This window comes from Iodidimonas sp. SYSU 1G8, from assembly GCF_039655775.1.
GTDB lineage: Bacteria > Pseudomonadota > Alphaproteobacteria > SMXS01 > SMXS01 > RI-34.
Genome location: NZ_JBBYXJ010000002.1, coordinates 874,493 through 890,470 on the forward strand (window position 1 = coordinate 874,493; position 15,978 = coordinate 890,470).

A 15,978-nucleotide genomic window follows, 5' to 3' on the forward strand; every position below is an offset into this window, starting at 1 on the left:
GCTGGACTATTAGAATCGATAGTTCGCGGGATTGCTGGTTTTCTGGTACGTTCGACGCATCTTACGGAACACCGTACGTCGTCAAGGGGAAGATATCATGGCAACCAAATTGAGAGATGTGAACGACTGGCGCAGCCAGCCGTCGCCCAAATGGGCCGAGCCCGAGCTGAAGGGCCACAAGATTCCAGGCTATCGCTACCATTCCGAAGAATTCTGGAAGCAGGAATGGGAGAACATGTGGACGAAGGTGTGGCTGCTGCTTGGCCGCGCGTCCGACATTCCCGAGGTCGGCGATTACCAGATGGAAGAGGTTGGTCCTGAATCCTTCCTCATGGTGCGCCAGGAAGACAATTCGATCCGCGCTTTCTACAATGTCTGCCAGCATCGCGGCGCCCGCCTGATCTTCAACGATCTGGGCACGGTCGACGCCTTCACCTGCCCGTATCATGGCTGGCGCTGGGAAATCGACGGCACCCTGACCTTCGCGCTGGATCCCGAGGATTTCCCCGAGGGCGACCCCTGCGGCAAGCTGACCCTGGAAGAAGTGAAGTGCGAAGAGTTCGCCGGCTTCATCTGGATCAACATGAATCCCGAAGCCGAAACCCTGAAGGAATATCTCGGCCCGATCTGGGACGACTGGAATTCCTACGGTTTCGACACCTGGAAGCGTTATCAGGCGATGCGTGTGCGTGCGCCGATCAACTGGAAGGTCGTGCTCGACAATTTCAACGAGTCGTACCATCTGCCGGCGGTGCATCCGGAATCGGATACGACCATCGAGGAAAACTACAAGTGGACCCAGTTCGACCTGTCGGATGAAGGCCACAACCGCATGATCATGAAGGCGGGCGTGCCGTCGCGTTCGCTGCAGGGCAAGAACGTGCCGCTGCTGCGCGAGCCGCTGATCTCGACCCTGAAGATGTGGGGCCTCGATCCTGCCGATTTCGAGGGCCGTGAATACGAGACCCGCGAAGCGATCCAGAAGGCCAAGCGCGAGGAAGGCAAGAAGCGCGGTTACACGCATTACGACAATCTGCGCGACGACCAGCTGACCGACGCCTATCACTACACGATCTTCCCGAACTTCGCCGTGACGGCCTGGGCGGATGGCTTCCACTTCCTGCGCGCCATTCCGCACCCGACCGACCCGACCAAGTGCGTGTTCGACAACTGGTGGTATGCCAGCCAGCCGGAAGGCGAGACCGCGCCGGTCTTCACCGCTGCTGGTCCGATTGATCGTGACGCCGAGGTCGATCTCGACGTGTTCGATTATGGCGAGAAGAGCCTGGGCTTCGCCATCGATCAGGACATGGGCGTGACCGCCGGCCAGCAGCTCGGCTTCCGCAGCCGCGGTTTCAACGGGGTCTACCTGTCCGGTCAGGAGCGCCGCATCCGCCGCTATCACGAAGTGATCGACGAATATATCGAGGGCAAGCGTCCCCTGAAGGGCAACTAAAGCCTTCCGGGGCCGAGGATCAAAGAGGGCGGCACGAGCGATCGTGCCGCCCTTTCCCGTTTCGGGGACTGCGGGATCAGGCGATCAGCCCGGCGATGGCCGCCGTCATGCAGGTGGCCATCGTTCCCGCGACGATGGATTTCAGGCCCAGGCTCAGGATGTCGCCCCGCCGGTCCGGCGCCATGGCGCTCATGCCGCCGATCATGATGCCGAGGCTGCCGAAATTGGCGAAGCCGCACAAAGCATAGGTCATGATCAGACGCGACTGCGGCGACAGCGCGCCTTCCGGCAGCGCGGTCATTTCCGCATAGGCGAGAAGCTCGTTGAGGATGACCTTGGTTCCGAGCAGCCCGCCGGCCGTCTGGGCTTCGCTCCAGGGAACGCCCATCAGCCAGGCCAGCGGCGCCATGCCCCAGCCCGCGATCCGCTGCAGGGTGAGGGGCGCGCCGCCCACATCGGGCAGCAGGCCGATGATGCCGTTGATCAGCGTGACCAGCGCCACCAGCACGATCAGCATGGCGATGATGTGCAGCAGCAGGGTGATGCCATTGGTCGTGCCGCGCGTGATGGCATCCATGTTGCTTTCCGCCTCGGACCGCGGCACGGCCAGCGTCTGGTCCTGCGGCCTCGCGGACGGCGGCACCATCAGCGCGGCGATCATGATGGCCGCCGGGGCGCTGACGACCGAGGCGGTCACCAGATGGCCCGCCGCGTTGGGCACCATCGGTCCGAGCATGGCCGCGTAAAGCACGAGCATGGTCCCGGCGATCCCGGCCATGCCGCCGACCATCACCAGGAACAGGTCGCCCCGGTCCATGCGCGACAGATAGGGACGGATCAGCATGGGCGCCTCGATCATGCCGACGAAGACATTGGCGGCGGTGCTGAGGCCGACGGGACCGCTGACGCCCAGGGTACGGTTGAGCGCCCAGGCAAAGCCGCCGACGATGACCGGAAGCACCCGCCAGTAGTAGAGGAGGGCGCTGAGCGCGCTGACCACGAGGACGAGGGGTAGGGCATTGAACGCGAGAATGAAGGTCGAACCGCTGCCCGTCGCCGCGAACGGCGATACGCCGCCGCCCAGATAGCCGAACACGAAGCTGGTCCCCGCCGTGGTCGCATCCTGCATGGCATTCACCACGCGGTTCACGCCAGAGAAGGCGTCGCGGGAGCCCGGGAGACGCAGGAACAGCAGCGCCAGCATCACCTGCAGCGCCAGCGCGCCGAGAACCATCTTGGCGCGAAAGGCGCGGCGATCCTCGCTCATCGCCCATGCGAGCGCGGTCAGCACCACGATACCCAACACTGCCTGCACGCCCGTTCCCCCTTGATGTCGGCCCATCCTCATTGGGGATGGGAGACGCGGGGCAGGCAAGGTTTTCTTTCCCCGCGACTTACTTTGTCACGTCCATGGGGTATAAAACCTGCACGCAAGAATGTAGGGAAAACGAGTGATGAGCACGACACAAGACCTGCCGCAACGCCTGGCGCCCCTGACCGGCGCCACCAATTTCCGCGATCTGGGCGGCTATGAAGCCGCCGACGGGCGGACGGTGAAATGGCGGCATCTGTACCGGTCCAATTCGCTGGCGGCGCTGACAGACGAGGATCTGGAGCATGTGGGCGGCCTCAACATCAGGCTGATCTGCGACCTGCGCCGGGACGAGGAGTGCACCGAGGCGCCGACCCGGCTTCCCAAAGTCAACGCACCCGAAATCCTGCAGCTCGCCATCGGGCCGGAGCGCAAGGATTCCAAGCTCTATGAGTATCTGGCGAGCGGCGACGCCACGGAATCGCAGATGCGCGCCGTGATGCAGGACATCTACCGTGAGTTCGCCATCAAGTTCGCGCCGCAATATGCCGAGTTCATGCGCCGGGTGGCCCGTGCCGACCAGTTGCCGCTGCTGTTCCACTGCGCCGCCGGCAAGGACCGTACCGGCTTCGCCGCCGCCCTGATCCTGGAGACGCTCGGCGTCTCGCGCGAGACCATCCTCGAGGATTACGCGCTGACCAATCAATACCTGAAGCGCAACGTCGCCGAGCGCTTCCCGCACCTGAAGTCGCCCGAGCTGTTCCACACCATGATGGCCGCCAATCCCGACTATCTGCTCGCGTCCTATGCCGCGGTGGATGACGCCTATGGTAGCTTCGACGGCTATCTGACGGATGGGCTGGGCGTTTCGGCTAAGACGCGCGAAGAGCTGCGCGGCCTGCTGCTCGAATAGGCAGCTGCCGCCCGCTGGCGGTGCGAAGCCGTCCGGGCAACCGGGCGGCTTTTTCATGTGTGACTTGTTGTTGTAATGGAAACAGTCGGTTTCAACCTTTTCTATTTTTAACTTATCACCAAAACGTCACTGTCATGGTGTCGCGGCGGTAGCACACTGGTCCGGGACGCGCTGTTCACATCCAACGAGGGAGTTCCGCCCATGTCCGTCACCGCAACCATCACGCCCGGCGCCACCCTGCTCGATCCGCAGGACCACACGCTGATCATGATCGACCATCAGTCGCAGATGGCGTTCGCCACCCATTCCATCGACGCCGTCTCGCTGCGCAACAACGCGGCGCTCGTCGCCAAGGCGGCGGCCGGTTTCGGCGTCTCGACCATCCTGACCACCGTGGCCGAGAAATCGTTCTCCGGCCCCATGTTCGATGAGATCGCCGCCGCCTTTCCGGGCCTCGGCGCGCTGGATCGAACCAGCATGAACGCCTGGGAAGACGCGGCCGTCGTCAACCGGATCAACGAGATCGGCAAGGGCCGCATCGTGCTCGCCGGCCTGTGGACCTCCGTATGCATCGTCGGTCCCGCGCTCAGCGCGCTGGACCAGGGCTTCGAGGTCTATGTGATCGCCGACGCGTGCGGCGATGTCTCCGCCGAGGCGCACGAGCGCGCCATGGACCGGATGGTGCAGGCGGGCGTGCGTCCGATGACGTCCCTGCAATATCTGCTCGAGCTGCAGCGCGACTGGGGCCGGGGCGAGACCTACGACATGACCACGGGGATCGCCAAGCAGCATGGCGGGGCATACGGCCTTGGCATCATCTATGCCAAATCCATGTTCGGGGCCCAGGAACACGCCTGAGTCGCCTTGGGCCACGGATTGCGCCGCGCCGCGATCCGTGGCCTGATTTTCCGGGAGAACGCTCATGTCGATACGTCTTACCCGGCGGCAGACTTTGGCGGGCGCATCCGCCCTCGGCCTCGCCGCCGCCCTCGGCCCCAGCTTCAGCCAAACAGGAAACGCCCTCATGCCCGATCGCGACCTGATCCTGGTCAATGGCAAGTTCACCACGCTCGACCGCGCCAATCCCCGCGCCGATGCCGTCGCCGTCCGGGCGGGCCGGTTCCTGGCGGTGGGCGATGAAAAGTCGGTGCGCGCCGCCGCCGCGCCCGATGCGCGGATCATCGATCTGGGCGGCCGGCGCGCTATTCCCGGCCTGATCGACAGCCACATGCACATCATCCGCGGCGGTCTGAACTACAACATGGAACTGCGCTGGGACGGTGTGCCGTCGCTGGCCGATGCCATGGCCATGCTCAAACGCCAGGTGCTGGTGACGCCGCCGCCGCAATGGGTGCGGGTCGTCGGCGGCTTCACGGCGCACCAGTTCGCGGAAAAGCGGCTGCCGACGCTGGACGAGATCAACGCCGCCGCGCCAGATACGCCGGTCTTCATCCTGCACCTTTACGACAGGGCGCTGCTCAACCGCGCGGCGCTGCGGGTCGTTGGCTACACCCGGGACACGCCCAATCCGCCGGGCGGCGAGATCGTGCGCGATGCCTCGGGCGAGCCGAGCGGCCTGTTGCTGGCCCAGCCGAACGCCACCATCCTCTATTCCACCCTGGCGAAAGGCCCCAAGCTGCCGCCGGAATACCAGCTCAATTCCACCCGACATTTCATGCGCGAGTTGAACCGGCTGGGCGTGACCGGCGTGATCGACGCGGGCGGCGGCTTCCAGAACTATCCGGAAGATTACGCGATCATTGAAAAGCTGCATGGCGACGGCCAGCTCACCGTCCGCATCGCCTACAATCTGTTCACCCAGAAGCCGAAGGAAGAGTTGCGCGACTTCGCGTCCTGGGCGGGACAGGTGGCGCCGGGCGATGGCGACGACACCTACCGTCACAACGGGGCGGGCGAGATGCTGGTCTATAGTGCCGCGGATTTCGAGGATTTCCGCGTGGAGCGGCCGGACATGCCGCCGAACATGGAAGGCGACCTGGAGCCGGTGATTCGCCTGCTGGCCGAGAAGCGCTGGCCGTGGCGGCTCCACGCCACCTACAACGAGACCATCAGCCGGGCGCTGGATGTGTTCGAGAAGGTGAACCGGGACATCCCGTTCGATGGCCTGCATTGGTTCTTCGACCACGCCGAGACCATCGACCAGCGCAATATCGACCGGATCGCCGCGCTGGGCGGGGGCATCGCCGTGCAGCACCGGATGGCGTATCAGGGCGAATATTTCGTCGAGCGCTATGGCGCCAAGGCCGCCGAGGCGACGCCGCCGATCCAGCGCATGCTGGCCTCGGGCGTGCCGGTCGGCGCGGGCACCGACGCGACGCGGGTCGCCAGCTACAATCCCTGGGTGTCGCTGTCCTGGCTGGTGACGGGCCGGACCGTGGGCGGGCTGACGCTTTACCCGGCCGCCAACCGGGTGGACCGCGAGACGGCGCTACGGCTGTGGACCGAAGCGAATACCTGGTTCTCCAGCGAGCCGGGCAAGAAGGGCCGGATCGAGGCTGGCCAGCTCGCCGATCTCGCCGTGCTGTCCGATGATTTTTTCAGCGTCGCCGAACCGGAGATCGCCCATCTTTCCTCGGTCCTGACGCTGCTCGGCGGCCAGGCGGTGCACGGCGAAGGGGACTTCGCGTCGCTGGCGCCGCCACTGCCGCCGCCCGCGCCCGACTGGTCGCCTGTCGCCACCTTCGGCGGCTATTACCGCCGCCCGGAGAACACCGCCCATCTGGCGGCGGCCTGCGGCTGTGGCACGGGCTGTGCCGTGCATGGCCACGATCACGCCGCGGCGCTGGGCGTCCGCGCGCCGGCGGCGGACGAGCGCAGCTTCTGGGGCGCGCTCGGTTGCGCCTGCTGGGCGGTCTGAGATGACCACCGCAGGCGAGACCGGACCCCTTCGCCTGCCGCTGTTCCGGGCGCTGTGGATCGCCACCATCGTCTCCAATGTGGGGACGTGGATGCACGATGTGGGCGCCGGCTGGCTGATGACGTCGCTGTCGTCGGACCCGCTGATGGTGGCGCTGGTCCAGGCGGCGACGACCCTGCCCATGTTCCTGTTCGCGCTGCCGGGCGGGGCGCTGGCCGATATCGTCGACCGACGCCGTCTGCTGCTGGCGGCACAGGCCTGGAGCCTGCTGTCGGCGGCGGCGCTGGCGGTGCTGACACTCCTCGGGCTGACCGACCCGCTTGTTCTGCTGGCGCTCACCTTCTCGCTGGCCACGGCGGCGGCGCTCAATGCCCCCGCGTTCCAGGCCATCGTGCCCGAGCTGGTGCCGCGCGAGACTCTTCCCCAGGCGGTGGCGCTGAACAGTCTGGGCGTGAATATCTCCCGGGCCATCGGGCCGGCTTTGGGCGGGCTGATCATCGCGGCGGCGGGACCCGCGGCGGTCTTCGTGCTGAATGCGGTCTCGGTGCTCGGCGTCATGCTGGTGCTGTACCGCTGGCGCCGCACGCCAGCGGCGTCCCACCTGCCGCCGGAACATTTCCTGGGTGCGCTGCGGGCCGGCGCGCGCTATGTGCGCCAATCGCCCGAGCTGCGTGTCGTGCTGGTGCGCAGCATCGCGTTCTTCCTGTTCGCCAGCGCCATCTGGGCGCTGCTGCCCGTGATTGCCCGGCGCGACATGGGGCTCGGCCCGGCGGAATATGGCGGCCTGCTGGCTTTCATGGGTGGCGGCGCCGTGACCGGCGCCATGCTGCTGCCGCGCCTGCGCCGGTATGTGTCCGCCAATGTCCTGACCATCGCGGCCAGCGCCGCCTTCGCGCTCGTCGCGATCGCTCTGTCGCGGGCGACGGACTACTGGATGGCTTGCGCGGTGATGGCCGTGGCGGGCATGGCGTGGATCGCCATGCTGTCCTCGCTCAACGTGGCGGCGCAGATGTCGGCGCCGGCCTGGGTCAAGGCTCGCGCGCTCGCCGTCTACATGGTGGTGTTCCAGGGCGCGATGACGGCTGGCAGCACGCTCTGGGGCGCGCTGGCGGCGCAGACGGACGTGCGCACGGCGCTGACGGTCGCCGCCGCCGGTCAGGTGCTGGCGCTCGCCGTCGCCTTCCGCTACCGGCTGGGCGGCGATGCGCGGCTTGACCTGTCACCCTCCATGCACTGGCCGGCCCCCGAGGTCAGCGGCGACGTGCGGCCGGACAGGGGGCCTGTGATGGTCACCGTCGAATACCGGATCGATCCGCTGCGGGTCCCAGAGTTCACGCGCGCCATGGGCGAGATGCGCCGCATCCGCCGCCGCGACGGCGCCATGAGCTGGAGCCTTTACGAGGACGCCGCTCGACCGGGCCTGATGATCGAGACCTTCGTTCTCGAAAGCTGGCTCGAGCATTTGCGCCAGCATGAGCGGGTGACCCATACGGATCACGCTTTGCAGGACGAGGTGCAGAAATATCATCTCGGACCGGACAAGCCGGTGGTGCGGCACCTGATCGCGCCGGAGACATGAAAAAAGCCCTCGCGGCGGCGTTCCGCGAGGGCTTCTTCCGTTCAGGCGGTCAGGCGCTGTCGACCAGCACCACTTCCGCGTCCTCGATGGCGGTGACGCGGAGCACGTCCACCTCATGGATCGCCGCGCCGTCCCGAGCGCCGACCCTGACGCCGTTGACCTCGACCGCGCCGGTTGAGGGCACCAGATAGCCGTAACGGGCGCCGCCCAGAGCGTATTCGGCCGTCTCGCCCGCCTTCAGGGTCGCGCCGAGGACGCGGGCGTCGGTGCGGATCGGCAGGGCGTCGGTGTCGTCCTCGAAGCCGCTGGCCAGAGCCACGAAGCGGCCCGACCGGTCACCCTTGGGGAAGGGTTTGGCGCCCCAGGACGGCGCTTCGCCCCGGCTGGTCGGGATGATCCAGATCTGGAAGATCTGGGTCTCGTCGCTTTCCCGGTTGTATTCCGAGTGGGCGATTCCCGTGCCCGCCGACATGACCTGGACGTCGCCCGCTTCGGTCCGGCCCTCGTTGCCGAGGTTGTCCTTGTGGGTAATGGCGCCCTTGCGGACATAGGTGACGATTTCCATGTCGGCGTGAGGGTGCGGCGGAAAGCCGCTGTCGGCCGCGATGGTGTCGTCGTTCCAGACACGCAGATTGCCCCAGTGGATGCGGGCGTCGTCATGATAGCTGGCGAACGAGAAGTGATGCTTGGCGTTCAGCCAGCCATGGTTGGCGCCGCCGAGGGTCTTGAATGGACGAAGTTCGATCATGGTCTGTCTCCTTCTGGCCGCATCGCGGCTTGCATGAGACCAAGATAGGTGTTTTTGTCGTTGCTTAAACAGGCATGATCGAAACTCATTGTTTCAGGAAACAGCATGACCAGATTGCCGGACTTCGAAGCCTGGGCCATCTTCGCCAAGGTGGCCGACATGGGATCGTTCTCGGCCGCCGCCAGCGATCTGGGATTGTCCAAGGCGACGGTTTCGAAGGCGGTGACCCGGCTCGAGCTCAGGCTGGGCGCGCCGCTGCTGCACCGGACGTCGCGCAAGCTGGCGCTGACCGATGGCGGCCGGGCCGCGCTGGAGCGGGCGTCGCGAATCCTCGCGGAGGGCGAGGCCGTTGAGCAGGAGATCACCGAGACCGCCGCCGTGCCGCGCGGCACGGTGAAGCTGGCGGCGCCCATGTCGTTCGGGATCGAGCATCTGGGCGATCTGTTGCCGGAATTCCTGGCGCTTTATCCGGAAGTGACCGTCGACCTGCATCTCAGCGACTACGCCATCGATCTGGTCGGGCAGGGGGTCGACGTGGCGCTGCGCATCGGCGCGCTGGCCGATTCGTCGCTGCGGGCGCGGCGCCTGTGCGCGGTGCGCCGGCCGCTGGTGGGCTCGCCCGCCTATTTCGAGCGCCATGGCTGGCCCGCCCATCCACGCGAGCTCGAATCGCACCGGGCGATCCTCTATTCGCATATCGCCTCGCCCAGCCTCTGGCAGTTCCAGCATCCGCTGCACGGCGACGTGACCGTGAAGGTCTCCGGCCAGTTGCTGACCAACAATGGCGACGTGGTCGTCCCGGCGCTGCTGGCCGGCACCGGGGTGGCGCTGCAGCCCGAGTTCCTGATCTGGCGCGAGTTGCGCGACGGCCGGCTGGTCGAGGCCTTGCCCGGCTGGCAGACCACCTCCATCGCGCTGCACGTGGTCACGCCGCCAGGAACATTGCGGCCGGCGCGAGTCACCGCGTTGATCGATTTCCTCTCGGCCCGATTCGCCCACGCGCCCTGGGCCCATGGCGGCGACGCGGGGACGGAGGCGGCGAGCGGCCGCGTGTCGGGATGATGAAGGAATGGTGCCGGATGTCGGACTTGAACCGACGACCTACCGCTTACAAGGCGGTTGCTCTACCGCTGAGCTAATCCGGCCGCGAACGCCGCCTTCGGATACGTCAAATTCGGCCGGTTGTCACGCGTCGCGCATCAGTTCGTAGAGGGCGACGGCGGCGGCGTTGGAGACGTTCAGGCTCTCGACTCGCGGCGAGATCGGCAGCCGGGCCAGGGTGCCGCACAGCTCGCGCGTCAGGTGCCGCAGGCCCTTGCCCTCGGCGCCCAGCACCAGCGCGGCGCGGCCGTCATGGGGCACGTCGCGCATCAGCGCGGGGCCTTCGGCGTCGAGACCGATGCTCAGGAAGTCGTGCTCGTGCAGTTTCTCCAGGAGGCCGGCCAGATTCTGGATCCGGATATAGGGCAGCACCTCGAACGCCCCGGCGGCGGCCTTGACCAGCACCGCGGTCTCCGGCGGCGAATGACGCCAGGTCGTGATCACCGCGCTGGCGCCGAAGGCGGCGGCCGAACGGAGAATCGCCCCCACATTGTGCGGATCGGTGACCTGGTCCAACACCAGGACCACGCGCGTCGCGTCGTCACGAAGCAGGGAATCGAGCCGGAGGTCTTCCAGCGGGTCGACGAGCAGGGCGACGCCCTGATGCACCGCATCGGCCGGCACCAGTCTGTCGATGGCGCGGCGCTCGACGATTTCGGCCTCGATCGTGGTCTCGCCGAGGGTCTGCGCGGCATTGCGCGTGGCCAGCAACCGCCGGATCCTGCGGCGCGGGTTGGCCAGGGCGGCCCGCACCGGGTGCATGCCGTAGAGCCAGTAGGCCTCCTCGTTCTGTCCGGGGCGCTTGTCGCTGTTCATGGGGTGCTCTGTGAACCTTTCGTCAGGAAAAGCGGTTTAACCCCATTTGCTGTTGACAGGATAGGGCAAATTCCCATAGTTCCCCGCACCGTCTTTCGGGGCTGACCCGTTATGGAGGGATGGCCGAGCGGTCAATGGCAGCAGACTGTAAATCTGCCGGAGTAATCCTACGTAGGTTCAAATCCTACTCCCTCCACCAAAGCCCCCGAAAGACCGGCACGAATCGAGGCGTCGCCATCCGGCGGCTGTGCGGGTGTAGCTCAATGGTAGAGCTCCAGCCTTCCAAGCTGGCTACGTGGGTTCGATTCCCATCACCCGCTCCATTGCAGGTAGGTCAGGTCAATCGCGCCCAGCCGGCGCATGAACAGAGGTCGAGCCCATGTCGAAGGGAAAGTTTGAGCGGAACAAGCCGCATTGCAACGTCGGGACCATTGGTCACGTTGACCACGGCAAGACGTCGCTGACGGCGGCGATCACGAAGGTTCTTGCGGAGACGGGCGGCGCGACGTTCCAGGCGTACGACCAGATCGACAAGGCACCTGAAGAGAAGGCGCGCGGCATTACGATTTCGACGGCGCACGTCGAGTACGAGACGACGAACCGCCACTACGCGCACGTCGATTGCCCCGGCCACGCGGATTACGTGAAGAACATGATCACGGGCGCGGCGCAGATGGACGGCGCGATCCTGGTGGTGTCGGCGGCCGACGGCCCGATGCCGCAGACGCGCGAGCACATCCTGCTGGCCCGTCAGGTCGGCGTTCCGGCGATCGTGGTGTTCCTGAACAAGGTGGACCAGGTCGACGATCCGGAACTGCTGGAACTGGTCGAGCTGGAAGTGCGCGAGCTGCTGTCGTCCTACGATTTCCCGGGCGACGACATTCCGATCATCCCGGGCTCGGCTCTGGCGGCGCTGGAAGACAGCAACCGCGAGATCGGCCATGACGCGATCCTGAAGCTGATGGCGGCGGTCGACGAGTACATCCCGCAGCCGCACCGCCCGATCGACCTGCCGTTCCTGATGCCGATCGAAGACGTGTTCTCGATCTCGGGCCGCGGCACCGTCGTGACCGGCCGCGTCGAGCGCGGCATCGTGAAGGTGGGCGAGGAAGTCGAGATCGTCGGCATGAAGGACACCCGCAAGACGGTGTGCACCGGCGTCGAGATGTTCCGCAAGCTGCTGGACCAGGGCCAGGCGGGCGACAACATCGGCGCGCTGCTGCGCGGCGTGGACCGTAACGACGTGGAGCGCGGCCAGGTTCTGGCCAAGCCGGGCTCGATCACGCCGCACACCCAGTTCCAGGCCGAAGCCTACATCCTGACCAAGGAAGAGGGCGGCCGTCACACGCCGTTCTTCTCCAACTACCGTCCGCAGTTCTACTTCCGCACGACCGACGTGACGGGCATGGTGAAGCTGCCGGAAGGCACCGAGATGGTCATGCCGGGCGACAACATCACCATGGAAGTCGAGCTCATCGTGCCGATCGCCATGGATGAAGGCCTCCGCTTCGCCATCCGTGAAGGCGGTCGTACCGTCGGCGCCGGCGTCGTCGCGAAAATCCTGAAGTAGGATTTTTACGGGAAGCTCACGGTTGACAATCGAGCCTGCTTCACAATAGAACGTGCGGCTCGAAACAAATCATGCGGCACCGGGGGCGGCAAAAGCCGTCCCCGGGTGCTTTATGGGCAGCGCAGGCGGCAAGCGATTCAAGACACATAGGATGCTCCTAGGAGTGTAGCTCAATTGGTAGAGCACCGGTCTCCAAAACCGGGGGCTGGGGGTTCGAGCCCCTCCACTCCTGCCACCCTATGATCTGATCGCCGGACGACGACGCAGAAACGGTACGCTGAGGCACAATGGCGCGGACGACACCAGTTCAGTTCATGCGGCAGGTCCGCCAGGAAGTCTCGAAGGTGGTCACGCCTTCGCGCAAGGAGACTCTGGTGACCACGCTGATGGTGTTCATCATGGTCGCGCTCGCGTCCGTGTTCTTCCTGCTGGTGGACATGGGCTTTGCTCAGCTCGTCAAGCTTCTCCTCCCCGGCCGCGGCTGATTGAAACGGGACCGATATGACTTCCAGGTGGTACATCATCCAGACCTATTCGAACTTCGAGAAGAAGGTCGCCGAGTCCATCAAGGAGCAGGCCGCCCTGCAGGGCATGGCTGACCTGTTCGAAGAGGTGCTCGTGCCCATGGAAGAAGTGGTCGAGGTTCGTCGTGGCCAGAAGGTCAATGCCGAGCGCAAGTTCTTCCCCGGCTACGTGCTGGCGAAGATGGAGATGACCGACGAAACCTACCATCTGGTGAAGAACATCCAGAAAGTGTCGGGTTTCCTGGGTTCGGGCAACAAGCCCATGCCGATCACGGACGCCGAGGCGAGCCGCATCCTGAACCAGGTTCAGGAAGGCATCGACCGGCCGAAGCCGTCGATCAGCTTCGAGATCGGCGAGCAGGTGCGCGTGACCGACGGTCCGTTCACCTCGTTCAACGGCCTGGTGGAAGACGTCGACGAGGAGCGCGCCCGCCTGAAGGTGTCGGTGTCGATCTTCGGCCGCGCGACCCCGGTCGAACTGGAATACGGCCAGGTCGAAAAGACCTGACGTCGATGTGCGGACGCCTTGCGCGTCCGTGGTGCGGGAGGTTTGCCATGACCGGACCGCGCATCCCTGGACCGCCCTGATATGGCGGTCCGCTCGTAACGAAAGGACGGGAGTTCCATGGCGAAGAAGATTACCGGCTATATCAATCTGCAGGTCAAGGCCGGCAGCGCGACTCCGTCGCCGCCGATCGGCCCGGCGCTGGGTCAGCGCGGCGTGAACATCATGGAGTTCTGCAAGGCCTTCAACGCGGCCACGCAGGAGATCGAAAAGGGGACCCCGATCCCCGTCGTGATCACGGTGTACGCCGACCGCAGCTTCACCTACATCACCAAGACGCCGCCCGCGTCCCACTTCCTGAAGCAGGCAGCCAAGATCAACTCGGGCTCCAAGACCCCGGGCAAGTCGACCGCCGGCTTCGTGACGCGCGACGACATCCGCACCATCGCGGAATCGAAGATGAAGAATCTGAACGCGAACGACGTGGACGCCGCGATGAAGATGATCGAAGGCTCTGCCCGTTCCATGGGCATCGAGGTCAGGGAGTAGTCCGATGGCAAAGTTGACCAAGCGTCAGAAGGACGCCCGCAAGGCCGTCGACAGCAACAAGAGCTACTCGATCGACGAGGCCGTCGCGCTGCTGAAGCAGCACGCCAAGTCCAAGTTCGACGAGACCATCGAGGTCGCCATGAACCTGGGCGTCGATCCGCGCCATGCCGACCAGATGGTCCGCGGCGTCGTGCTGCTGCCGAACGGCACCGGCAAGACCCTGCGCGTCGCCGTGTTCGCCAAGGACAAGAAGGCCGATGAAGCCCGTGCCGCCGGCGCGGACGTCGTGGGCGCCGAGGACCTGGCCGAACAGGTTCAGGCCGGCAACATGAATTTCGATCGCGTCATCGCGACCCCCGACATGATGGCCCTCGTCGGCCGTCTCGGCAAGGTGCTGGGCCCGCGCGGCCTGATGCCGAACCCGAAGCTGGGCACCGTGACCCCGGACGTCGCCGCCGCCGTCAAGGCAGCCAAGGGCGGTCAGGTCGAGTTCCGCGCCGAGAAGGCCGGTATCGTGCACAGCGGCGTCGGCAAGGCGAGCTTCTCGGACGAGGCCCTGGCCCAGAACATCCGCGCGTTCGCGGATGCGGTGGTCAAGGCGAAGCCGACGGGCGCCAAGGGCACCTATGTAAAGAAGGTCTCCCTCACCTCGACCATGGGTCCGGGGCTGAAGGTTGACGTGGCCAGCCTGACCGCCTAAGCGCGGGCCGGAAGGCCGAACGAGATGTTCCGGACGCTTCGGCGTCCGGAAACAGGACGGCGATCGTGCCGTCCGCCTGTCCAAGACCGTAGGCGCCATGAGAATGGCTTAATCGGATGCACCGGCCTGCACAGACGGGGAATCGAGACTTGAAGCTTTCGGTCCGGCCACGCCGGACCTCTCCTGGCAAGGAGGCCTCGCGGCGAGCGGCAGGTTCACGGCCCTGGGACAGGGGAACCGGGTCCAGACATCGGATGTCGATATCTGGACCTTAATGTGGGTTTGCGGAGCGGCACAAGCCAATCCGCGCTTACACTGGAGAGTGAAAGTGGACCGAGCCCAAAAGGCGGAACTGGTCACCGAACTCAAGGGTGTCTTCGAGCAGACGGGTCTCGTGGTGGTGTCTCACTACTCGGGTCTCACTGTTGCCGAAATGACAGCCTTGCGTGTGCAAATGCGCGATGTCGGTGCTCATTTCCGTGTCACGAAGAACAGGCTGACCAAGCTTGCTCTCGAGGGCACCAAGTGTGAGTCCATCGCTCATCTGTTCACCGGGCCGACGGCAATTGCCTATTCGGACGACCCCGTGGCCGCGGCCAAGGTATCGGTGGAATTCGCCAAGAAGAACGAGAAGCTGATCGTTCTTGGCGGCGTGATGGGCGAGACGGAACTGAATGCGGACGGCGTCAAGGCCCTCGCATCGCTGCCGTCGCTGGACGAACTTCGCGGCAAGCTTGTCGGCATGATTCAGACGCCGGCAACCCGTGTGGCGGGCGTGCTTCAGGCACCCGCCGGACAGCTTGCGCGCGTCTTTGCTGCCTATGGGAAAAGCGAGGCCGCCTGATCGGTGCTTACCGATATGGCCTTAATCTAGGAGATATAAAATGGCTGACTTGCAGAAACTGGTAGACGACCTTTCGAACCTGACCGTCATCGAAGCCGCCGAACTGTCCAAGCTTCTCGAAGAGAAGTGGGGCGTTTCGGCCGCCGCTCCGGTTGCCGTTGCCGCCGCTGGCGGTGCCGCTCCGGCCGAAGCGGTTGAAGAAAAGGACACCTTCGACGTGATCCTGACCGCCGCTGGCGAGAAGAAGATCAACGTGATCAAGGAAGTCCGTGCGATCACGGGCCTTGGTCTGAAGGAAGCCAAGGACCTGGTCGAAGGCGCGCCCAAGCCCGTTAAGGAAGGCGTGAACAAGGCCGAAGCCGCTGACATCAAGAAGAAGCTTGAAGAAGCTGGCGCCACGGTCGACGTGAAGTAATTCACGTGTGAATTGGACAGGCTCTCCACCTGGAGAGCCTGTCCGTTTTGGTTATTTTAGCGATCAAT

The 15,978-nt window shown here is 65.2% G+C and carries 16 protein-coding genes and 4 tRNA genes; 16 read left to right on the forward strand and 4 right to left on the reverse strand.

Going from position 1 to position 15,978, the window contains the following annotated elements; translation table 11 throughout:
* Positions 1–97: 97 nt before the first annotated feature.
* A complete protein-coding gene (locus WJU17_RS15190; RefSeq protein WP_346328246.1) occupies positions 98–1,456 on the forward strand; it encodes an aromatic ring-hydroxylating dioxygenase subunit alpha in 1,359 nt (452 codons plus the stop codon).
* 76 nt (positions 1,457–1,532) lie between these two features.
* On the opposite strand, the gene WJU17_RS15195 is transcribed toward WJU17_RS15190, so the two are convergent.
* Positions 1,533–2,771: a nucleoside transporter C-terminal domain-containing protein gene (locus WJU17_RS15195; RefSeq protein ID WP_346328247.1), complete on the reverse strand. Its 1,239-nt coding sequence runs from the start codon at positions 2,769–2,771 to the stop codon at positions 1,533–1,535.
* A gap of 139 nt (positions 2,772–2,910) precedes the next feature.
* On the opposite strand from WJU17_RS15195, the gene WJU17_RS15200 reads away from it, so the two are divergent.
* The 4 genes from WJU17_RS15200 to WJU17_RS15215 all read left to right on the forward strand — a co-directional run bounded on the left by WJU17_RS15200 (position 2,911) and on the right by WJU17_RS15215 (position 8,138).
* Complete coding sequence (locus WJU17_RS15200) at positions 2,911–3,681, forward strand: tyrosine-protein phosphatase (protein ID WP_346328248.1); 771 nt, start codon at positions 2,911–2,913, stop codon at positions 3,679–3,681.
* 201 nt (positions 3,682–3,882) lie between these two features.
* A complete protein-coding gene (locus WJU17_RS15205) occupies positions 3,883–4,539 on the forward strand; it encodes a hydrolase (RefSeq protein WP_346328249.1) in 657 nt (218 codons plus the stop codon).
* 166 nt (positions 4,540–4,705) lie between these two features.
* A complete protein-coding gene (locus WJU17_RS15210; RefSeq protein WP_346328965.1) occupies positions 4,706–6,559 on the forward strand; it encodes an amidohydrolase in 1,854 nt (617 codons plus the stop codon).
* A gap of 1 nt (position 6,560) precedes the next feature.
* Complete coding sequence (locus WJU17_RS15215) at positions 6,561–8,138, forward strand: MFS transporter (RefSeq protein WP_346328250.1); 1,578 nt, start codon at positions 6,561–6,563, stop codon at positions 8,136–8,138.
* A gap of 49 nt (positions 8,139–8,187) precedes the next feature.
* On the opposite strand, the gene WJU17_RS15220 is transcribed toward WJU17_RS15215, so the two are convergent.
* Positions 8,188–8,886: a pirin family protein gene (locus WJU17_RS15220; RefSeq protein WP_346328251.1), complete on the reverse strand. Its 699-nt coding sequence runs from the start codon at positions 8,884–8,886 to the stop codon at positions 8,188–8,190.
* Between the two features lie 105 nt (positions 8,887–8,991).
* Here WJU17_RS15220 and WJU17_RS15225 point away from each other — a divergent pair, with 105 nt between their 5' ends.
* The gene (locus tag WJU17_RS15225) at positions 8,992–9,948 is read left to right on the forward strand and encodes a LysR family transcriptional regulator (protein ID WP_346328252.1); all 957 of its coding nucleotides are present in this window, start codon (positions 8,992–8,994) and stop codon (positions 9,946–9,948) included.
* Between the two features lie 8 nt (positions 9,949–9,956).
* Here WJU17_RS15225 and WJU17_RS15230 read toward each other — a convergent pair.
* Together WJU17_RS15230 and rlmB are read right to left on the reverse strand one after the other, a co-directional pair.
* Positions 9,957–10,031, reverse strand: a tRNA-Thr gene (locus tag WJU17_RS15230).
* Between the two features lie 40 nt (positions 10,032–10,071).
* Positions 10,072–10,803 carry a 23S rRNA (guanosine(2251)-2'-O)-methyltransferase RlmB gene (gene rlmB, locus WJU17_RS15235; RefSeq protein WP_346328253.1) on the reverse strand — a complete coding sequence of 244 codons (732 nt, stop codon included), beginning with the start codon at positions 10,801–10,803 and terminating at the stop codon, positions 10,072–10,074.
* Positions 10,804–10,916: 113 nt separating this feature from the next.
* On the opposite strand from rlmB, the gene WJU17_RS15240 reads away from it, so the two are divergent.
* The 10 genes from WJU17_RS15240 to rplL all read left to right on the forward strand — a co-directional run bounded on the left by WJU17_RS15240 (position 10,917) and on the right by rplL (position 15,910).
* A tRNA-Tyr gene (locus WJU17_RS15240) sits at positions 10,917–11,002 on the forward strand.
* Between the two features lie 50 nt (positions 11,003–11,052).
* Positions 11,053–11,126 (forward strand) — tRNA-Gly (locus WJU17_RS15245).
* Between the two features lie 56 nt (positions 11,127–11,182).
* Complete coding sequence (tuf, locus tag WJU17_RS15250) at positions 11,183–12,373, forward strand: elongation factor Tu (protein WP_346328254.1); 1,191 nt, start codon at positions 11,183–11,185, stop codon at positions 12,371–12,373.
* A gap of 159 nt (positions 12,374–12,532) precedes the next feature.
* A tRNA-Trp gene (locus tag WJU17_RS15255) sits at positions 12,533–12,608 on the forward strand.
* Between the two features lie 52 nt (positions 12,609–12,660).
* The gene (secE, locus tag WJU17_RS15260; protein WP_346328255.1) at positions 12,661–12,858 is read left to right on the forward strand and encodes a preprotein translocase subunit SecE; all 198 of its coding nucleotides are present in this window, start codon (positions 12,661–12,663) and stop codon (positions 12,856–12,858) included.
* 16 nt (positions 12,859–12,874) lie between these two features.
* Positions 12,875–13,405 (forward strand): transcription termination/antitermination protein NusG, encoded by a 531-nt coding sequence (gene nusG / locus WJU17_RS15265; RefSeq protein ID WP_346328256.1) that lies wholly within the window; start codon positions 12,875–12,877, stop codon positions 13,403–13,405.
* 117 nt (positions 13,406–13,522) lie between these two features.
* Positions 13,523–13,951, forward strand: a complete 429-nt coding sequence (gene rplK, locus WJU17_RS15270; protein WP_346328257.1) for a 50S ribosomal protein L11 — start codon at positions 13,523–13,525, stop codon at positions 13,949–13,951.
* 4 nt (positions 13,952–13,955) lie between these two features.
* Positions 13,956–14,651, forward strand: a complete 696-nt coding sequence (rplA, locus tag WJU17_RS15275; protein WP_346328258.1) for a 50S ribosomal protein L1 — start codon at positions 13,956–13,958, stop codon at positions 14,649–14,651.
* Between the two features lie 328 nt (positions 14,652–14,979).
* The gene (rplJ, locus tag WJU17_RS15280) at positions 14,980–15,495 is read left to right on the forward strand and encodes a 50S ribosomal protein L10 (RefSeq protein WP_346328259.1); all 516 of its coding nucleotides are present in this window, start codon (positions 14,980–14,982) and stop codon (positions 15,493–15,495) included.
* Positions 15,496–15,535: 40 nt separating this feature from the next.
* Entirely contained in the window at positions 15,536–15,910 is a 375-nt protein-coding gene (gene rplL, locus WJU17_RS15285; RefSeq protein WP_346328260.1) for a 50S ribosomal protein L7/L12, read from the forward strand.
* The last annotated feature ends 68 nt before the right edge of the window (positions 15,911–15,978 follow it).